Source organism: Tautonia plasticadhaerens, from assembly GCF_007752535.1.
In the GTDB taxonomy this organism is placed as follows: domain Bacteria; phylum Planctomycetota; class Planctomycetia; order Isosphaerales; family Isosphaeraceae; genus Tautonia; species Tautonia plasticadhaerens.
On sequence record NZ_CP036426.1, the window covers coordinates 5581051 to 5598846 of the forward strand.

Below are 17796 nucleotides of genomic sequence, written 5' to 3' on the forward strand. Positions count from 1 at the left end.
TGCGAATATCGCGCAAATCCGATCATTTTCCGCGGTGGGTCCTTGACGGCAGTCGGGCGATGGTGGAATCTGTTGGAGGATCGTGCGTCGACACCGCCGAGAGGGGTGAAATGCTCGTCGAGTCGCGGCGTCGTGCCTTGTTAGACCTGGTGAACCGGCAGGGTTTCGCGACCCTGGAGGAGCTGGTCAGGGCGACGGGCGCCTCGGAGAGCACGATTCGCCGGGACCTGGAGGCGCTGGACCAGGCCGGGGCGATCAAGCGGACCCACGGCGGGGCGGTCTGCTCGGGGGACGTGCGGGCGATGCCCGCGCTGGACGACCGGGAGACGGCCGCCGCCGAGGAGAAGGTCGCCATCGGCCGGGCCGTCGCCGGCCTGGTCGAGGACGGCGAGACGGTGCTCCTGGACGGCGGGACGACGACCCTCGAGGTGGCCCGGGCGCTCGTGGGCCGGCCGATCCAGGTGGTGACGAACAGCCTGCCCATCGCGGCGCTGCTGGCGTCGAGCAAGGACACGGACTTGATCATGATCGGCGGCTACGTCTACCCCCGGACCGGAGTGGCGATGGGCCCGCTGGCGGTGGCCACGATGCAGGGGATCCGGGTCCGCCGGGCGGTGCTCGGGGCCGGGGGGATCACGCCCGAGGGGGTGTTCAACTCCAACAGCCTGCTGGTCGAGACCGAGCGCCAGATGATGACCTGCGGCCAGGAGGTGCTGATCGCCGCCGACCACTCGAAGTTCGGCCGCCAGTCCCTCTCGAAGCTCTGCGGGCTGGAGGAAATCCACCGGGTCGTGACCGACTCGGGGGTCGCCGGGCCGGATCGGGCGATGCTCGAATCGGCCGGCGTGGGACTGATCATCGCCCCGGTCGAGGCCGGGGCCGACGGGCTGAACGGGACGGCCCGGAACCCCGGATCGAGGGCGATACCCCGATGAGCGCGAGTACGGCGATTCCCCGAGGCGACGTCGAGCAACTCGTCCGGTCGATCCTCCGGCAGCAGTTCGGCGGCGACGGGCGGGCCCCGGGCGGATACCGGCCGGATTTGGTGGTGAACATCTCGGCACGCCACGTCCACCTGAGGCAGGATCACGTGGACGTCCTCTTCGGCAAGGGGTACCAGCTCACGGAGATGAAGCGGCTGTACCAGGCCACCGACTTCGCCAGCAACGAGACGGTGGCGGTGGTCGGCCCCCGGCAGCGGATGATCCCCAACGTCCGGATCCTGGGGCCCTGCCGCGCGTTCACCCAGGTGGAGCTGGCCTTCACCGACGCGATCAGCCTGGGCCTGGACCTGCCGGTGAAGCTCTCGGGCGACATCGAGGGGACGCCCGGATGCCTGCTGATCGGCCCGAAGGGGTCGGTCGAGCTGGACAAGGGGGTCATCCGGGCCGAGCGTCACGTGCACATGGGGGATCGGGACGCCTCCTACTACGGCGTGAAGGCCAAGGACCGGATGAACCTCCGGATCCACGGCCCCTGCCCCACCACCCTGGAGGGCCTGCTGGTCCGGACCAATCCGGACTGGAAGCTGGAGGTCCACATCGACACCGACGAGGGGAACGCCTGCGACCTGGTCCATGCGACCAGGGTCGAGCTGGTCAAGCCGTGAGATGGTAGGGGGCCTTGTTGCGAGCGCCTCGGCCCCTCACCCCGGCCCTCTCCCCACGAGTGGGGAGGGGGCAGCCTCCGACCCTCGCCCCCGTCTTCGGGGAAGAGGGTGGGCGAAGCCCGGGCGAGGGGGGATCGGACGAACAGACGAGACATCGGACGGATCAAAAGACCGCTCCCCGGGGTCGGGGAGCGGGCAGCCGGAGGCCGGGCGAGGGGTCGGCCGCACTCGCAACCCCCTCGACGCCGACAGACACGAGAACGCACCACACCACGACGGCGTCCCGGGGGTCGTGACCCCGGGCGCCGATCGAACCGCGGGGGGCCCTTCGATGGCCAATGGATCGCTCCAGGAAGCGCTCGGGATGATCGAGACGAAGGGGTTCGTCGCGCTGGTCGAGGCGACCGACGCGATGCTCAAGGCGGCCAACGTCGAGCTGGCCGGCTGGGACAAGGTCGGCAGCGGCCTGGTCACGGCCTTCGTCGTCGGGGACGTGGCGGCGGTGAAGGCCGCCGTCGACGCCGGGGCCGCGGCGGCCAGCCGGATCGGCGAGGTCGTCAGCGTGCAGGTCATCCCCCGGCCCCACGAGGAGCTGGGCGGCGTCCTGAGCTTCGCGAAGGCCCAGGCGGCGGCCCGGACCGGCGCCGGCTCCCCCACCACCAAGAACGACGGAGCCTGATCCCATGTCGACCGCAATCAACCCCGCCCGGGGGAGCCGGTTCTCGACCGGCTCCGGCGGCGAGGCGCTCGGCATGATCGAGTGCCGGGGCCTGGTCGCCATCATCGAGGCGACCGACGCGATGCTCAAGGCGGCCAACGTGACCCACGTCGGCAAGATCAGCGTCGGCGGGACCTACGTCACGACGATCGTCCGGGGCGACGTGGGCAGCGTCCGGGCGGCCGTCGAGGCCGGCGCCGAGGCGGCCAGCCGGGTCGGCGACCTGGTCTCGGCGCACGTCATCCCCCGGCCGGACCCGGCCGTGATCCGGACCTTCCTCGGCTGATCGGCGCCGGGGACGAGGCCGGGGGTCGGCGGCGGGCGAGGCCGACGCGACCCGCCCGGCCCGCCTCCCCACCCGACCGCCCCGGACCCTCCCCCATTCTTCCCCATCTCCAAGGACCGAGAACCCCATGAACGGCTCCGCGCTGGGCCTGATCGAGACGAGGGGCCTGATCGGCCTGATCAACGCGTATGACGCGATGCTCAAGGCCGCGAATGTGGAAGTCGCCACACCGATCATCAAGCTGGACGGTGGCGTGGTCAGCGGGATGATCCGGGGCGACGTGAGCAGCGTCCGGGCGGCCGTCGAGGCCGGCGCCGAGGCCGCCGCCCGGTGCGGCGAGCTGAAGGCCGCGCACGTGATCCCCCGGCCGTCCCCGGCGGTGGTCGAGGCGTTCGTCAAGTGAGTCCGTCGGCCCCGGACCGGGGGCGATCGCGGAGGGGGCCTCGATGAAGATCCTGGTGGCCAACCTGGGCAGCACCAGCTTCAAGTACCGCCTGTTCGACCTGGGAGACCCGGGCGAGCCGATGCTCGCCCGGGGGGCCGTCGACCGCATCGGCGGCCCGTCGTCGAAGGTGGTCTATGCGTCGTCGAAGGGGAAGACCGAGGCCGATCGGGCCGTGCCCGACCACGGCGAGGCGGTGCGCCTCTGCCTGGAGCAGTTGACCAACCCGGCGACCGGGGTGATCGGGTCGGCGTCGGAGGTCTCGGCGATTGGTTTCAAGGCGGTGCACGCGAAGGGGATCAGCGGGGTGCAGCGGGTGGACGCCCGGCTGCTCTCGGCGATGGAGGCGTTCAACGACGTCACCCCCGCCCACAACCCCCCCTACGTGCGGGCCATGCGGATGCTCGCCGAGCGGTTCCCGGAGATGCCGCTGGTCGCCGCCTTCGAGACCGGCTTCCACGCGACGATCCCCGACCGCAACCGGCGCTATGCCGTGCCGAACGAGTGGGCGACCGAGCACGGCGTCCTCCGCTGGGGCTTCCACGGCGCCAGCCACCGGTTCATCGCCGAGCGGACGGCTCTGCTGCTCAACCGGCCGGACCTCAGGCTCATTTCCTGCCACCTCGGTGGCAGCTCGTCGCTCTGCGCCATCCGGGACGGCAAGTCGGTGGCGACGAGCATGGGGATGAGCCCGCAATCGGGCCTGCTCCAGAACAACCGGGTCGGCGACTTCGACCCCTTCGCCCTGCCGGCCGTGATGCGGGCGACCGGGATGAGGTTCGAGGAAGCGCTGGCGATCCTCGCGAACCGGTCGGGCCTGCTGGGGATCTGCGGCAAGAACGACCTCCGGGACGTGGAGGCCGCGGCCGAGACCGGCGAGGCGGACGCGCAGCTGGCCCTGGACATGTACGTCTCGTCGATCCGGCACTACCTCGGGGCCTACCTGGTGGAGCTTGGGGACACGGACGCGATCGTCTTCACCGCGGGCATCGGCGAGAACTCGCCGAGGATCCGGTCGATGGTCTGCCGGGACCTGGAGCGGCTCGGCATCCTCCTGAACGACGAGCTGAACGAGGCCGGCCACGGCGAGCGGAAGATCTCGGCGGCTGACAGCAAGGTCGAGGTCTGGGTGATGCCGACGAACGAGGAAATCATCGTCGCCAGGCAGGCCCGGGACCTCCTCTCGGCCCGTTCGTGATCCGGCCCGAGGACGATCGCCATCCATCACCTTCCAGGACTGTCCCGATGTTCGTCGCCCGAGTGACCGGATCGGTCGTGGCCACCCAGAAGGTGGCGTCGATGACCGGTCACAAGCTCCTGACGGTCGAGCCGTACCGGGTCGATCCCGAATCGAACGCCCGGCTGGTGCCGACCGGCCGGACGTTCGTGGTGGTCGACACCTTGGGCGCCGGGATCGGCGAGATGGTCCTGATCTGCCAGGGATCGAGCGCCCGGCTGACGCCGGAGACCGAGAAGCTGCCGATCGACGCGGTGGTGATCGGGCTGGTGGACACGATGGACGTCGGCGGCTCGGTCGTTTTCTCGAGCCGGGACCGGGGCGATTGATGGCCCATCGACGACGGAGGCCGAGGCGATGGGGGCGGATCGGGTGTGCCCTGGAGATCATGCTGGGCGTGCTGTTCTCGATCGTCCACCTCGGGGTGGCCTGGGGGATTTCCGGGTGGTGGCCGCGGGTGCTGGCCGTGCCCCCGAGCGACCCGAGGCGAATCCTGTTCTCGATCTACTGGTGGCCGCCGATGCACTTGCTCGGCCACGCCGCCGAGGGGGCCGGTGCCCCGGCGGGGGGGATCACGAACCTGATGCTCCTGCCCCTGGCCTGGGTGGTCTGCTCCGCCTACGGGTGGCTGACCGCGATCGCCCTCTGCCTGCCGTCCCGACTCCGTCGCCGGCGTTGAACTGACCCGGCTCCCGACCGATCGAATCTTCCCGCGAACCCGGCCCGGCCCCGAATCGATCGGGCCGGCCCCGCCTCCCCAGGGTGACCGCCATGCAACCGATGACCGAGGACCTGATCCGCAACGTCGTGCAGCAGGTGCTGTCCCAGATGGGCGGCAACGGGGCCTCGACGGCCAGCAACGGGGCGGGCCGCCCGGGCGGCCGGGACGGCGTCTATCCGACCGCCGATGCGGCCGTGGCCGCCGCCGAGGAGGCCTACACGGCCTTCCGGCTCCGGCCCCTGGGGGACCGGGACAAGGCCGTGAAGGCGATCAAGCGGCTCTGCGTCGATCGGGCCGAGGAGTGGGGCCGCAAGGAGCTGGACGAGACCAAGATCGGGCGGCTCGACCACAAGATCAGCAAGCTGCGGGACGCCATCCCGCCGATCCCGGGCGTGGAGTACCTCCGCACCGAGAACAACGCGGGGGACAACGGGCTGACGCTGACGCAGCACGCGCCGTTCGGGGTCATCGGCTCGATCACGCCCGTCACGCACAGCCTGCCGACCCTGGCGTGCAACGCGATCAACATGCTCGCGGCCGGGAACGCGGTGGTCTTCAACGCCCACCCGTCGGGGGCGAACATCGCCGCCGAGGGGGTGCAGGCGTTCAACCGGGCGATCCGGGACGCGATCGGCATCGGCGACCTGCTGACGATCATCCACCCGCCGACGATCGAGTCGGCCGACGCCCTGTTCAAGCACCGGGGGGTGAAGCTGCTGGTCGTCACCGGGGGCCCGGCCGTGGCCAGGGCGGCGCTCTCGAGCAACAAGCGGGCGATCGTCGCCGGGCCGGGGAACCCCCCGGTGGTCGTGGACGGGACGGCCTGCCTGGAGAACGCGGCGGAGTCGATCGTCCGGGGGGCGGCATTCGATAATAATCTCCTGTGCATCGGCGAGAAGCAGGTCTTCGCCACGTCGGACGTCTTCGACAAGCTGATGGAGGCGGTCGGCCGCGTCGGGGGCCACCGGCTGGACTCCCAGCAGATCGACGCGCTGACCCGGGCCGCGTTCGTGAAGAACGACGAGGGCAAGCTCCTCGTCAACAAGGATCTCGTCGGCAAGGACCCGGGCGTCCTCGCCGGGCACGCCGGGGCATCGATCCCGCCGGGGACGCAGATCCTCTACGGCGAGACCTCGGCCGATCACCCGTTCGTGGACCACGAGCAGATGATGCCGTTCATCCCCTTCGTCCGGGTGCCGGACGTGGGCCGGGCGATCGAGCTGGCGAGGCGGTCGGAGCACGGCTACGGCCACACGGCCATCCTCCACTCCCGGGACACGGGCGTGATGGACCGGATGGGCCGGGCGATGGACTGCACGATCTTCGTGATCAACGGCGCCTGCACCGCCGGGCTGGGCAGCGGCGGCGAGGGCGTGGGCTCGTACTCGATCGCCGGGCCGACCGGGGAGGGGGTGACGACCCCCCTGACGTTCACCCGGCAGCGGCGGACGGCGATCATCGGCGGCATGCGGTTCATCTGACCCGCCCGGACTGGAGCATCCTCCGATGCAACTCGGCCGCGTGATCGGGTCGGCGACCTCGACGATCAAGCACCCGACGTTCCGGGGGGAGCGGCTGCTCGTCGTGCAGCTCGAAGGGGCCGACGGCCGGGACGACGGCGACCCGGTCCTGGCGTTCGACCGGATGGGGGCGGGCCGGGGGGACCGGGTGATCGTGACGAACGACGGGAAGGCGTTGCAGGAGATGATCGGCCGGGATACGCCCGGCCGGTGGAGCGTGATGGGGCTGCCGGACGGATGACCTCGCCGACGATCGCACAGGTCGATGCCGCCGTCAGGGCCGTGCTCGCCGGGATCCGGCGGGCCCCGGCCCCGGGCCGTCGTCGCCCGGCGGGTGCCTTCGCCGGGAGGCTGCTCGGGGAGCGGCAGGTCGAGGCGATCGGCCCCGAGGTCCGGGAGATCCGGGTCGGCCCGGCGACCGTGATCACGCCGATCGCCCGGGATCTGCTGAAGCGTCGCGGGATCGCCGTCCGACTCGTCTCGGAGCCCGAGGCGTCGCGGCGGGGCGAGTGGGGCTTCGCGATCGAGCCCGGCGTGGCCCACGCCGACGCGATCCGCCGGGCGATCCACTCCGGGCCGGACGCCTGGGCCGAGGTCGGCGGCGACGCCGTCGAGGCGGCGGGCTGGGTGTCGGCGGGAGACGACCGGGGGGCGGTGGTCCTGACGCCCGAGGCGTCGGTCGCCTGCTGGGTCGCGTCCCGGGTGCCGGGGGTCCGCCCGGCGGCCCCTGCCGACGCGGACGCGGTGGCCCGGGCCGTCGACCGCCTCGGGGCCAACCTGATCGTGATCGAGCCGGGGGGGCGGTCGATCCCCTCGCTGCTGCACGGCATGAAGGTCTTCCGCCGGGGGGGCGCCCCCGAGGTGCCCGGCCGGCCGGGGGGGGAGGGCGACGATGAGGATCGGGGAGGTGATCGGCCGGGTGACGTGTTCCCGGCTGCATCCTTCGCTGCGGAACCCCAGGCTCCTGGTCGTCGTGCCGATGCCCCGGGAGGCGATCACCGATGGCTCGCCGGAGCGTGGGGAGGAGCTGGTCGTGTTCGATGAGCTGGGCGCCGGGCCGGGCGCGATCATCGGGATCAGCGAGGGGAGGGAGGCCGCCAACCCCTTCGGCAAGGCCAAGACGCCGGTGGACGCCTACTGCGCCTGCCTGCTGGATCAACTCAACGTCTGAAACACCGAATCGCGCGATCAGGTCAAGGAGCGTCGATCATGGCGGGCAGCGGGAACTTCATGGGCGAGTGGAAGCTCCGCGAGGAGATGTGCGAGGTCGGCCGGCGGGTCTACAACAAGGGCTTCGCCGCGGCCAACGACGGGAACATCAGCTACCGGCTGTCCGAGGACCGCGTCCTCTGCACGCCGACCCGGGTGTCGAAGGGGTTCATGAAGCCGGACGACCTGTGCATCGTCGACCTCGACGGCGGCCAGGTGTCGGGCAAGCGGAAGCGGTCGAGCGAGATCCTGCTGCACCTGACGATCATGAAGCATCGGCCCGACGTGAAGTCGGTCGTCCACTGCCACCCGCCGCACGCGACGGCCTTCGCCGTGGCCCAGGAGCCGATCCCGAAGTGCACGATGCCGGAGTTCGAGGTCTTCCTCGGCGAGGTGGCGATCACCCCGTATGAGACCCCCGGCGGCCAGGCGTTCGCCGACACGGTGATCCCGTACATCAAGGACACCGACACCATCCTGCTGGCCAACCACGGCACCGTGACCGCCGGCAGCGACCTGATGGACGCCTACTTCAAGACCGAGATCATCGACGCTTACTGCCGGATCCTGCTGCTCACCAAGCCCCTGGGCGGGCCGAAGTACTACAACGACCACAAGGCCGCCGAGCTGATCCGCCTGAAGCCGGGCATCGGCGTGCGGGACGTCCGGCTGGAGCTGGGGCTGGAGAACTGTGACCTCTGCGGCAACAGCCTGTTCCGGGAGGGGTACCACGAGTCGTTCCGCCCGGAGCCGAACGCCTTCGTCCCCGACAAGCTCCAGCAGGCCGTGCAGCAGGTGGCCTGCGCCATGCCCGCGTCGGCCCCGGCCTCGAAGGGGGAGGGGCCGGAGTTCGAGTCGATGGTGCAGGCGATCACCGAGCAGGTGATGCGGGCGCTGGGGGGGGCGGCGGCCCCCTCGTCGAACGGGTCGGGATCGTATGCGGGTTCGTGCTGACGTCGCCGTCGGGACGGGGATCGATCGGGGTTCACCTAACAGGACGGGGGCGAGGGGATGAGAGTCGGCATCATCGGCGGCGGCGGGCTGGTCGGGTCGTGCACCGGGTTCGCGCTGCAATGCGGCGGGGTGGTCCCGGAGATCAACCTGATCGACGTGAACGGCGACCTCTGCCGGGGCCAGGCGCTGGACATCCTCCACGGCGCCGCGCTCGTGGCCGACCAGCGGATCCGGGCGACGGGGTACGAGTCGATCCCGGAGACCGACCTCGTCTGCATCACCGCGGGGCTGAGGAGGAAACCGGACGAGAGCCGCCTGGACCTCATCAACCGGAACGTCGAGCTGTTCCTGAAGATCCTCGACGACGTGATGGCCGCCGGACTGCGGGACGACGCGATCGTCCTCGTCGTGTCGAACCCGGTGGACGTGCTCACGTATCTGGCCACGAGGCGCACGGGGTTGCCCCCCCGTCAGGTGATCGGCCTGGGGACGATGCTCGACTCGTCCCGGTTCCGGGGCCTGATCGCCCAGGATCTCGGCCTCCCGGCCACGCAGGTCACCGCGACGATCCTGGGGGAACACGGCGACAGCATGGTGCCCCTCTGGTCGGTGGCCCAGGCGGCGGGGCTGCCGCTGGAGAAGTATCCCGGGTGGTCGCCGTCGAAGGCGGACGAGCTGTTCAAGCGGACCAAGGGCAGCGGCGCCGAGGTGATCAAGCTGAAGGGCGGGGCCGGGTTCGCGGTGGGGATTTCGATCCGGGAGGTGATCCACACAGTCGCCCTCGATTCCCGCCGGATCCTGCCGGTGTCCTCGCTGGTGAGCGGCCAGTACGGGATGGGGGACGTCTGCATCTCGGTGCCGACGGTGGTCGGCGAGGGCGGGGTGCGGGCTCAACTCGAACTCGACCTCTGGCCGAAGGAACTGTCGGGCCTCCAGCAGTCGGCCCGGGTGCTGCGGGAGACGATCGACCAGGTGCTCAAGACGAACCCGAACGCGGCGAAGGCGGCGGCCGGCCGGGGCGGTAACGGCACCACGTCGGGGGCGTCCCGGGGAGGCCCGCCCCCGGCGTCGGCGAACGGCCAGGGGGTCCGGGTGACGATGGGATCCGGCGGGTCGAACGCGTCGGCCGGGAGGCCGAGGGTGACGATCTCCGGGCAGTCCGGCGGAGGGCGGGGTGGTTACTAAGTCGCTCGACCGCAAGCTGGCCGCGATCCACGCCGATCCCCACGGCTGCCGGGAGTTCATCCTCGCGGACGCCAAGGACGCCGACATGGCGTTCGGCATCGGGGCGCCGGGCATGTCCCCCGAGGCCCACAGCGGCGAGGTCCGGCTGAGGACGCTGGAGGAGTATCGCCAGCAGATCCGGCTGAACGCGACGCAGGGCCTGGTCGACATCATGCTCATGTCGGCCAGCTCGAATTATCAGCTGACGATCCGGGACCGGCTGTTCGACGGGTCGCACGTCACCCCGGCGATCCGGGCCAACGACGCGACCGACGTCCACCTGGCCCGGGGGTCGGTCTACGCCCAGTATCCGGCGCAGCCGCACCGATCGGCCCTGCTCGACCACGCGATGTGCGGGCACGTCGACTGCGCCCCGGGGGAGCGCTCGTTGGGGGCCGACCTGGGCCTCTACAGCGTCACGTTCAACAACATCCCGGAGCAGGATTTCCGGACCCTGGAGCGGTTCCACCAGTTCCGGGAGGAGGCGGAGCGGAAGGGGTTCCGCTACTTCCTGGAGGTGTTCGACCCGAACGTGCCGGGGACGATCGACCCGGAGACCGTCCCGCACTACCTCAACGACATGATCGCCCGGATGCTGGCCGGGGTCGCGGGGCCGGGGAGGCCGGTGTTCCTGAAGATCGTCTACCACGGGCCGAAGGCGCTGGAGGAACTGGTCTCCTACGACCCGCACCTCGTGGTCGGCATCCTCGGCGGCTCGGCCGGGACGACCTTCGACGCCTTCCACCTGCTGGCCGAGGCGAGGGCCCATGGCGCGAAGGTCGCGCTCTACGGCCGGAAGATCAACAACGCGGAGAATCAGCTCGCGTTCATCCAGTTCCTCCGGCTGATCGCCGACGGCCAGATCGGGGCGGCGGAGGCGGTGCGGGCCTACCACGCGGTGCTCGACCGGCTGGGGATCCGGCCCCATCGGCCGCTGGAAGACGACCTGCGGCCCCAGGCGACCTCGATGAGCTACGGGGGGTCGTCGACCTCGGTCGTCGTCCCGCCGGCCTCCCGGCCGTCGTCGAACGGCTCGGCCCGGGCGGGATCGGCCGTCCCCACCCCGGCCGCCCCTACGGCCGGCTGCGATTGCGGATGCGGGGCGTGCGAGGGCGAGCGGGGCGAGATGTCGGCCGCGGCCGACCGGGACTCGAACAGCTTCCCGGTGCTCCCGGGCGGCTTGCCCGATTTTTCCCGGATGGACGTGTCCCAGCGGCTCGCCTATCATCGCCGCCGGCTTGGCCTCGGGGCGTGACGGAGCGCCCGGCGGTCGGATCCCGAGCCGGAACCGCCCCTCCCCACCCGCGATTGCCGTGTCACTGCTCACCACCCTGCCCACCTGGGCCATCGCGCTGCTGATCTTCCTCATGAGGATCGCCGACGTCTCGTTCGGCACGCTGCGGACGATCTCCGTGGTCCAGGGGAGGATCCGCCTGTCGGTCCTGCTCGGGTTCTTCGAGGTCCTGATCTGGGTGGTCGGCGTCTCCCAGGTGATGGCCGGGTTCGACGAGAACCCGATCCTGGCGGTGGCGTACGCGGGGGGGTTCGCGGCCGGCAATGGGGTAGGGATCGCGATCGAGAAGCGGCTGGCGCTGGGCTCGGTGGTGGTCCGGATCATCTCCCCGAACCACGGCGAGCGGATCGCCGAGACGCTCCGGGTGCAGGGTTACCGCCTGACGACCTTCATGGGCCAGGGCAGGAACGGGCCGGTCACCCTCCTGTTCGTCACCTGCCGTCGCCGGGAGGCGCCGAGGATCATCCGGACGGCCCAGGGGCAGGACCCGGCCCTCTTCTACACCATCGAGACGCTCCGGGAGCGGTCGGTGGAGCTGCTCACCCCGCTGCCCCACGTCACGGGATGGCGGGCGTACCTGAAGATGAAGTGACGGGGGGAGATCCCCGAGGCCGAATCCGGCGGGCCCGATGATGGGCGAGGGATCCCGGTCCGGGGGCCGGGGCGATCCGCAATGATCGCCGGCGGCGAGCGAACGCACTCCGGGACCGCTTCCCTGGCCGGCATTCGGCCGGCGGGGTCCCGGGAGGCACCGCGATGGAAGAGCTCTACGACCCCACCCGAAAGCCCGAGTCGCCGATCCGGGAGGTCGAGACCGACCCGGCCTCCGGGTTCGTCTATCTCGCCGTCTTGCTGGCCACGCTGCTGCTGTCGCTGGGGGGGCTGGTCCTCGGGGCGGTCGCCGAGCGCCCGGCGCCGATCATCGGGTCGATCTTCGTGACCGTCCTGACGATCGTCGGCCTGACCGGGCTGTTCGTCGTCAACCCGAACGAGGCGAAGGTGCTGCAACTGTTCGGCGACTACAAGGGGACCGTCCGCAAGCCCGGCCTGAGGTGGGCCAACCCGTTCTACTCGAAGGCGGCGATCTCGGTCAAAGTCCGCAACTTCGAGAGCGGACACCTGAAGGTCAACGACCGGCACGGCAACCCGATCGAGATCGCCGCCGTGGTGGTCTGGCGGGTGATCGACACGGCCGAGGCCATGTTCCACGTCGACAAGTACGAGAACTTCGTCGAGGTCCAGAGCGAGTCGGCCCTGCGGAACCTGGCCACCGGGTACGCCTACGACGCCCACGCCGAAGACGAGCTGTCGCTTCGGGGCAACACCTCCGAGGTGGCCGAGCACCTGAGGACCGAGATCCAGGACCGGCTGTTCAAGGCGGGGGTCGAGGTGATCGAGGCCCGGATCAGCCACCTGGCCTACGCCCCCGAGATCGCCCACGCGATGCTCCAGCGGCAGCAGGCCGACGCGGTGATCGCCGCGAGGTCGAAGATCGTCGAGGGGGCGGTCGGCATGGTCGAGATGGCGCTGGGCATGCTCGCCAGCCAGAAGCTGGTCGAGCTGGATAACGAGAAGAAAGCCGCGATGGTCAGTAACCTGCTGGTCGTGCTCTGCAGCGACCGAGGCACGCAGCCGATCATCAACGCGGCGTCGGGGCACCAGGGGCGTTGATCATGGGGCGGGGGTCGTCGGGCTCGATCCTCGCGTCCCCCGGCCTCGGGGGCTCAATGCCCCTCGCCCCGGTCGTTTCTCCTCGGATCGATCAGGACTCGATCGCCCGGCCGGAGCCCCTCGAGGACGACGAGGCGATCGACCGTGCCTCGATCGACGCGGATGGCCCGCCGGTTCGGCCCTTGATCGGTTTCGACGACGCAATGGGCGCCGGCGTCGTCCCATCCGACCGCCCCGGCGGGGACGGTCAGGGCCGATCGGGGCTCGTCCGTGGCGATCGAGACCCGGGTGGTCATCTCGGGCCGGAGGCCGGCGGGCGGCCGGTCGATCGCGACCCGGACCCGGAATTGCTGCCACTCCTCGAAGTGACGCCAGTCGGGGGTCGGCAGCAGGTCGATCGACTTGACCCGCGCGGGGAAGGTGCACCCGGGCAGGGCCTCGAACGAGACGGTTGCCCGACGGCCCTCGGCGACGAGGCCGGCGAAGCGCTCGTGGACGAAGAGCTCGACCTCCATCTTCGACAGGTCGGGCAGGATGAACAGGTGGATCCCCGGATAGACCTCGGCGCCTTCCCGGACCTGGTAGTAGTCGTTGAAGAAGATATCGGCGTAATAGACGGTGCCGTCGTGCGGGGCCCGGATCGAGCAGCGGTCGACCTGCTCCTCCAGGTGGTCGAGGCGCTCCTCGGCGGCCTCCAGTTCCTCGACGGCGAAGTCCCGGAGGGTCCGGGAGCGGTCGACCTCGGCCTCCAGGCCCCGGAGGACCGCCCCGACGGTCGACTCGCGGAAGGTCCGGAGCGCGAGTTCGGCGTCGGACAGGGCGACCTCCGCCCGGAGCAGGGAGAGCCGGTGCTCGGCCAGGTCCGCCGAGGAGACGTACCCGAGTGCCCCCATCCGTCCGGACCAGGCCAGGTAGTCCTCGGCCCGGGTCAGGTCGACCCGGGCCATCGCCCGATCGACCTCCATCTGCCGCTCGAACCAGGCCCGATCGCCGTCCCGGTAGGAGACGAGGCCGGCCTCGGCCACCGCCAGGGCTCGATCGGCCTCGGCCAGCCCGGAACGGGCCCGATCGACCTCGATCCGCTGGTCTCGGGCCCGGTCGGCGTACGCGCTGGGATCGAGTCGGCAGATCACCTCGTCCCTGGCGACCCGGGTCCCCTCGGGGATGAGCTCGATGATCCGGGTCGGCGCCGCCGGCCCGAAGATTCCCAGGACCGGCGGCACGTCCGCCAGCAGCTCCACCGTGGGGGCGATGATCGTCTGGCTCGCCGAGCACGCCAGGCCCGAGAGCACGATCGTCTCCCCGACCTCCTCGGCACGCACCACGCCCCAGCCCCGGCCCGTCCACCCCGCCCCCCGATCGGCCTCGGTGCCGACGACGATCGCCCGGGGGGCCGAGGCGAGCCCGATCGGCACCAGGACGGCCACGGCTCCCAGCAACCACCACCCCCGGGCCTCAGTCGTCATCGTCGCTACCCTCGGACAAGTGTCGGCTTACGGGGCGATTGTCGCCGATCTCCGACATTTGTCAAGGGGCTCTCGGTCGTCAGGCGGGGGTCAGGCCGGGGCGGTGGGGGTGTCGACCCACCGGCGCTCGGCGTGGGATCGGAGGACGGCGTCGGCGACGATCTGCGCGTTGAGGCCGGCGAGGAAGCTGGGGACGGCGTCCCGGCCTTCGACGATCGCGGAGACGAATTCCCAGATCAGGTCGTAGCGGAAGACGGTGGCGGGGGGGCCCTCGTTGGGGTCCCGGGGGCTGGAGGCGGGCTTGAGGAAGTGGAGGGGGACGGGTTCGGGGGCGAGGTCGCTGCCGGTCTTGCCCAGGAGGATCGTGTTCGGCTCGTGGAGGCGGTAGACGGCCGAGCCCTCGGAGCCGTTGATCTCGGCCCACTCATGGCCGAACCCGTCGCGGTGGTAGCCTTTGGCGAGGGTCGTGCCCTCCCAGACCCCGGTGGCGCCGGAGGCGAACTCGCCGATGATGCTCGACCAGTCGTCGACCTCGGAGGGCGGGCAGGACGTCCCGTCGGCGAGTCGGTCTCGGGGGGCGAAGCGGGCGACGGCGCCGCAGACGCTGGAGATCGGGCCGAGCAGGTCGATGGCGAAGTCGATGCGGTGGATGGTCATGTCGAAGAGGTCGCCGGCCCCGGCCTTGTCCCTGTATTGCCGCCAACCCCAGCTCGTCTCGGGGAGGTCGAGGAAGCGCTGGGAGCGGAAGTGGCGGGGCTCGCCCAGGGCGCCGGACCCGAGCAGGTGGCGCAGGTAGATCATCGCGGGGGCGAAGCGGTAGGTGAAGGCCGTCATGTGGACGACGCCGTTGTCCCGGGCCGCCTCGTACATCGAGCGGACCTCGGCGGCGTCCAGGGCGAGCGGCTTCTCGCACATGACGTGCTTGCCCGCCTTCGCCGCGGCCTCGCTGATCTCCCGGTGGGTGAAGTTGGGGGTGGCGATGACGACGGCGTCGACGTCGGGGTCGTCGACGATGTCGCGGTAGTCGGTGGAGACGCGGTCGATGCCCCAGTCGGCCTTGCGACGTTCCAGCAGGGAGGCGTCGGCGTCGCAGGCGGCGACCAGCTCGGCGCGGGGGTCGATCCGGACGCCGGGGACGTGGTGGTAGTCGCTCACGGCCCCGGAGCCGATCATAGCGACGCGGACGGGGGGCTGCTTGGGTCGGATGGGCATGGCTGCTTGCTTCGGTTCGCCGTCGGGAGGGTCGATTCGGGGGCTCGGCCCGCCTCCGGTGCGGGAGGAGGGCCGGGCCCTCAATCATGCCGAGATCCCGGGCGTTCTGCACGACCCCGGCATCCTGGTCCCATGCCCGGTGGGCGAGCGGACCCCGCTGGGATCGGCCCTCCGCCCCCCTCCCCGGTCGGGGGGAGAGGGGGCCGGAGGATTGGATGACGAGGGGAGGTCACCGGGACGTGACGGGCCAGGCACGGATGAGCACGGCCGAGGGGCCTTCGAAGCGGATCGCGGGAGCGTCGCCGTCGAGGGAGACGGCGGGGGGACGGCCGTCGGGGGCGAAGGGACGCTCGTCGGTGGTCAGGACGAGCTGGCACCGGGAGACGTCCAGGCCGTCCAGCTCGGGTCGGGCCGAGAGCGAGACCTCCTCGGCCCCTCCCAGGTGGAAGACGACCAGGAGCGAGGGGCCGACCTCGGCGTCGTTGCGGAGCAGGAGCGAATGGTCCGAGAGGGGGGCGGCCCGGTAGGAGCCGATCCGGGCGTTCTTGAGGGCCGGCTCGGAGCGTCGGAGGGTCAGCAGGGCCCGGAAGAGGCGGAGGGTCGAGGCGTAGGGTTCCCGGTCGGGCTCCGACCAGTCGAGCCGGCTGCCGAGGAAGGTGGCCTCGGCCTGGGGGTCGGGGATGCGGTCGCGGGAGGCGGGGTCGGCGAAGGCGGCGAAATGGCGGAACTCCTGGCGTCGGCCCTCCGTGACGGCCCGGCCGAGGTCGGCCTCGTGGTCGGTGAAGAACTGGAAGGGGGTGCCGGTGGCCCATTCCTGCCCCTGGAAGAGCATGGGGGTCTCCGGGGCGCAGAGCAGCAAGGCCGAGGAGGCCCGGTAGGCGGCGAGGTCGCAGCCGTGGTGCAGGCGGTCCCCCATCGCCCGGTTGCCGATCTGGTCGTGGTTCTGGGTGCAGACGACCATCCGGCGCGGGGGGACGCCGATCGGCTCGGAGCCCCGGTGCTCGTCCCGGTTGGTCGAGTGCTGGCCGGTGTAGAGCCAGCCCTTGACCAGGCAGTCGGCCAGCTCGGCCATCGAGCCGGTGAAGTCCCGGTAATAGCCCTCGTGCTCGCCGGCCAGGGCGACCCGGACGATGTGGTGGAAGTCGTCGGCCCAGACGCCGTCGAGGCCCCATCCCCCCTCCCCCTCGGGCCGGATCATCTGGGCGAGGTTGCGGTGGTCCTCGGCGATGACGAGCACCTCGCGGTCGGCGACCGACTCCCGGACCCGGCTGGCGAGGTCGGCGACGAAGGGGCGGTCGCTGTCGTCGATGATGGCGTGGGTGGCGTCGAGGCGGAGGCCGTCGACGCGGTATTCGTGGACCCAGTGCAGCGCGTTCTCGATGAAGAACTGGCGGACGAGCGTGCTGTGGGTGTCGTCGAAGTTGAGGCTCTTGCCCCAGGGGTTCGAGTGGATCTCGGAGAAGACGTAGGGGCTGAACGCCGGGAGGTAGCAGCCGTCGGGGCCGAGGTGGTTGTAGACCACGTCGAGCAGGACCGCCAGGCCGAGGCGGTGGGCCGTGTCGACGAGCCTCCGGAGGTCGTCCGGCCGACCGTAGCGACGGGAGGGTGCGTAGAGGGCCGCCCCGTCGTATCCCCAGTTGCGGTCGCCGGGGAAGTCGGCCACGGGCATCAGCTCGACGGCGGTGACGCCGAGGTCCCGGAGATAGGGCAGTCGGCCGGTGACACCGTCGAAGGTGCCCTCGGGGGAGAAGGTGCCGACGTGCAGCTCGTAGACGACCAGCTCGTCGAGCGTGAGCCCCGTCCAGCCCCGGTCGAGCCAGCGGAAGTGGCCGGGGTCGACTACCTCGGAGGGGCCGTGGACGCCCTCGGGCTGGAACCGGGAGGCGGGGTCGGGGAACTCCCCGGAGGAGATCCGGTATCGGTATCGGGCCCCGGGCCCGAGGCCATCGACCAGGGCGCCGAAGGTGCCGTCGGCGTGCCGTTCCAGGGGCTCGACGCGGGGAGGATCCCCCTCGATGACGACCGAGACGCCGGGCTCCTTCGGGGCCCAGACCCGGAATCGGACCCCGTCTCGCTCGGGCCAGGCCCCGATCGAGGGACGCCAGTGGGAGGGGCCGAGGACGGATCGACGATCGAGGGACATCGGAATTCCTTCGGGCTCGCGGGTCGGGGGTCGATCAGCCAAACGAACGGCCGTCGGCCCGAGGTCGCAATCCGGGACGGGGTGGCCGTC

Annotated in this window: 20 protein-coding genes; 17 read left to right on the forward strand and 3 right to left on the reverse strand. The window is 71.2% G+C overall.

What is annotated here, in order from left to right; all coding sequences use genetic code 11:
* The first annotated feature begins 110 nt into the window (after positions 1 to 110).
* The 17 genes from ElP_RS22345 (at position 111) to ElP_RS22420 (ending at position 12885) form a co-directional block, all read left to right on the forward strand.
* A complete protein-coding gene (locus tag ElP_RS22345) occupies positions 111 to 935 on the forward strand; it encodes a DeoR/GlpR family DNA-binding transcription regulator (RefSeq protein ID WP_145273238.1) in 825 nt (274 codons plus the stop codon).
* The gene (pduL, locus tag ElP_RS22350; protein WP_145273241.1) at positions 932 to 1609 is read left to right on the forward strand and encodes a phosphate propanoyltransferase; all 678 of its coding nucleotides are present in this window, start codon (positions 932 to 934) and stop codon (positions 1607 to 1609) included. Before ElP_RS22345 ends, pduL begins: the two co-directional genes overlap by 4 nt.
* Positions 1610 to 1940: 331 nt before the next feature.
* Complete coding sequence (locus ElP_RS22355; protein WP_145273243.1) at positions 1941 to 2288, forward strand: BMC domain-containing protein; 348 nt, start codon at positions 1941 to 1943, stop codon at positions 2286 to 2288.
* Between the two features lie 4 nt (positions 2289 to 2292).
* Positions 2293 to 2613 (forward strand): BMC domain-containing protein, encoded by a 321-nt coding sequence (locus ElP_RS22360; protein ID WP_145273246.1) that lies wholly within the window; start codon positions 2293 to 2295, stop codon positions 2611 to 2613.
* A gap of 127 nt (positions 2614 to 2740) precedes the next feature.
* On the forward strand, positions 2741 to 3016 hold the full coding sequence (locus tag ElP_RS22365; RefSeq protein WP_145273249.1) for a BMC domain-containing protein: 276 nt from the start codon (positions 2741 to 2743) through the stop codon (positions 3014 to 3016).
* Between the two features lie 43 nt (positions 3017 to 3059).
* A complete protein-coding gene (locus ElP_RS22370; protein WP_145273253.1) occupies positions 3060 to 4253 on the forward strand; it encodes an acetate/propionate family kinase in 1194 nt (397 codons plus the stop codon).
* Between the two features lie 47 nt (positions 4254 to 4300).
* Positions 4301 to 4621: a EutN/CcmL family microcompartment protein gene (locus ElP_RS22375; RefSeq protein WP_145273255.1), complete on the forward strand. Its 321-nt coding sequence runs from the start codon at positions 4301 to 4303 to the stop codon at positions 4619 to 4621.
* Positions 4621 to 4971 carry a hypothetical protein gene (locus tag ElP_RS22380; RefSeq protein WP_145273258.1) on the forward strand — a complete coding sequence of 117 codons (351 nt, stop codon included), beginning with the start codon at positions 4621 to 4623 and terminating at the stop codon, positions 4969 to 4971. Before ElP_RS22375 ends, ElP_RS22380 begins: the two co-directional genes overlap by 1 nt.
* 92 nt (positions 4972 to 5063) lie before the next feature.
* Positions 5064 to 6494: an aldehyde dehydrogenase gene (locus ElP_RS22385; RefSeq protein WP_145273261.1), complete on the forward strand. Its 1431-nt coding sequence runs from the start codon at positions 5064 to 5066 to the stop codon at positions 6492 to 6494.
* 25 nt (positions 6495 to 6519) lie between these two features.
* Positions 6520 to 6774 (forward strand): EutN/CcmL family microcompartment protein, encoded by a 255-nt coding sequence (locus tag ElP_RS22390; RefSeq protein ID WP_145273265.1) that lies wholly within the window; start codon positions 6520 to 6522, stop codon positions 6772 to 6774.
* Positions 6771 to 7577, forward strand: coding sequence for a hypothetical protein (locus ElP_RS39920; protein ID WP_231749213.1), 807 nt, complete (start codon positions 6771 to 6773; stop codon positions 7575 to 7577). Before ElP_RS22390 ends, ElP_RS39920 begins: the two co-directional genes overlap by 4 nt.
* The gene (locus ElP_RS22395) at positions 7480 to 7704 is read left to right on the forward strand and encodes a EutN/CcmL family microcompartment protein (protein WP_231749851.1); all 225 of its coding nucleotides are present in this window, start codon (positions 7480 to 7482) and stop codon (positions 7702 to 7704) included. Before ElP_RS39920 ends, ElP_RS22395 begins: the two co-directional genes overlap by 98 nt.
* A gap of 38 nt (positions 7705 to 7742) precedes the next feature.
* Positions 7743 to 8696: a class II aldolase/adducin family protein gene (locus ElP_RS22400; RefSeq protein ID WP_145273271.1), complete on the forward strand. Its 954-nt coding sequence runs from the start codon at positions 7743 to 7745 to the stop codon at positions 8694 to 8696.
* Between the two features lie 57 nt (positions 8697 to 8753).
* Entirely contained in the window at positions 8754 to 9881 is a 1128-nt protein-coding gene (locus ElP_RS22405; RefSeq protein ID WP_145273274.1) for a lactate/malate dehydrogenase family protein, read from the forward strand.
* A complete protein-coding gene (locus tag ElP_RS22410; protein ID WP_145273277.1) occupies positions 9871 to 11175 on the forward strand; it encodes a hypothetical protein in 1305 nt (434 codons plus the stop codon). The genes ElP_RS22405 and ElP_RS22410 overlap by 11 nt, the downstream gene beginning before the upstream one ends.
* A gap of 58 nt (positions 11176 to 11233) precedes the next feature.
* Entirely contained in the window at positions 11234 to 11806 is a 573-nt protein-coding gene (locus tag ElP_RS22415; RefSeq protein ID WP_145273280.1) for a DUF2179 domain-containing protein, read from the forward strand.
* Between the two features lie 164 nt (positions 11807 to 11970).
* Positions 11971 to 12885, forward strand: a complete 915-nt coding sequence (locus ElP_RS22420; protein ID WP_145273283.1) for an SPFH domain-containing protein — start codon at positions 11971 to 11973, stop codon at positions 12883 to 12885.
* 53 nt (positions 12886 to 12938) lie between these two features.
* Here the strand turns inward: ElP_RS22420 and ElP_RS22425 are convergent, their stop codons facing one another.
* The 3 genes from ElP_RS22425 to treZ all read right to left on the reverse strand — a co-directional run bounded on the left by ElP_RS22425 (position 12939) and on the right by treZ (position 17706).
* Positions 12939 to 14351: an efflux RND transporter periplasmic adaptor subunit gene (locus ElP_RS22425; RefSeq protein ID WP_145273286.1), complete on the reverse strand. Its 1413-nt coding sequence runs from the start codon at positions 14349 to 14351 to the stop codon at positions 12939 to 12941.
* A 90-nt stretch (positions 14352 to 14441) separates the two neighbouring features.
* Entirely contained in the window at positions 14442 to 15563 is a 1122-nt protein-coding gene (locus ElP_RS22430; RefSeq protein ID WP_145273289.1) for a Gfo/Idh/MocA family protein, read from the reverse strand.
* A gap of 229 nt (positions 15564 to 15792) precedes the next feature.
* Positions 15793 to 17706: a malto-oligosyltrehalose trehalohydrolase gene (gene treZ / locus ElP_RS22435; protein WP_145273293.1), complete on the reverse strand. Its 1914-nt coding sequence runs from the start codon at positions 17704 to 17706 to the stop codon at positions 15793 to 15795.
* Positions 17707 to 17796 lie beyond the last annotated feature (90 nt).

What these genes read in the sequence shown, in the direction of transcription:
- ElP_RS22345 (WP_145273238.1), top strand. Translation starts at nt 111, where the DNA reads ATGCTCGTCGAGTCGCGGCGTCGTGCCTTGTTAGACCTGGTGAACCGG.
- pduL (WP_145273241.1), top strand. Translation starts at nt 932, where the DNA reads ATGAGCGCGAGTACGGCGATTCCCCGAGGCGACGTCGAGCAACTCGTC.
- ElP_RS22355 (WP_145273243.1), top strand. Translation starts at nt 1,941, where the DNA reads ATGGCCAATGGATCGCTCCAGGAAGCGCTCGGGATGATCGAGACGAAG.
- ElP_RS22360 (WP_145273246.1), top strand. Translation starts at nt 2,293, where the DNA reads ATGTCGACCGCAATCAACCCCGCCCGGGGGAGCCGGTTCTCGACCGGC.
- ElP_RS22365 (WP_145273249.1), top strand. Translation starts at nt 2,741, where the DNA reads ATGAACGGCTCCGCGCTGGGCCTGATCGAGACGAGGGGCCTGATCGGC.
- ElP_RS22370 (WP_145273253.1), top strand. Translation starts at nt 3,060, where the DNA reads ATGAAGATCCTGGTGGCCAACCTGGGCAGCACCAGCTTCAAGTACCGC.
- ElP_RS22375 (WP_145273255.1), top strand. Translation starts at nt 4,301, where the DNA reads ATGTTCGTCGCCCGAGTGACCGGATCGGTCGTGGCCACCCAGAAGGTG.
- ElP_RS22380 (WP_145273258.1), top strand. Translation starts at nt 4,621, where the DNA reads ATGGCCCATCGACGACGGAGGCCGAGGCGATGGGGGCGGATCGGGTGT.
- ElP_RS22385 (WP_145273261.1), top strand. Translation starts at nt 5,064, where the DNA reads ATGCAACCGATGACCGAGGACCTGATCCGCAACGTCGTGCAGCAGGTG.
- ElP_RS22390 (WP_145273265.1), top strand. Translation starts at nt 6,520, where the DNA reads ATGCAACTCGGCCGCGTGATCGGGTCGGCGACCTCGACGATCAAGCAC.
- ElP_RS39920 (WP_231749213.1), top strand. Translation starts at nt 6,771, where the DNA reads ATGACCTCGCCGACGATCGCACAGGTCGATGCCGCCGTCAGGGCCGTG.
- ElP_RS22400 (WP_145273271.1), top strand. Translation starts at nt 7,743, where the DNA reads ATGGCGGGCAGCGGGAACTTCATGGGCGAGTGGAAGCTCCGCGAGGAG.
- ElP_RS22405 (WP_145273274.1), top strand. Translation starts at nt 8,754, where the DNA reads ATGAGAGTCGGCATCATCGGCGGCGGCGGGCTGGTCGGGTCGTGCACC.
- ElP_RS22420 (WP_145273283.1), top strand. Translation starts at nt 11,971, where the DNA reads ATGGAAGAGCTCTACGACCCCACCCGAAAGCCCGAGTCGCCGATCCGG.
- ElP_RS22425 (WP_145273286.1), bottom strand. Translation starts at nt 14,351, where the DNA reads ATGACGACTGAGGCCCGGGGGTGGTGGTTGCTGGGAGCCGTGGCCGTC.
- ElP_RS22430 (WP_145273289.1), bottom strand. Translation starts at nt 15,563, where the DNA reads ATGCCCATCCGACCCAAGCAGCCCCCCGTCCGCGTCGCTATGATCGGC.
- treZ (WP_145273293.1), bottom strand. Translation starts at nt 17,706, where the DNA reads ATGTCCCTCGATCGTCGATCCGTCCTCGGCCCCTCCCACTGGCGTCCC.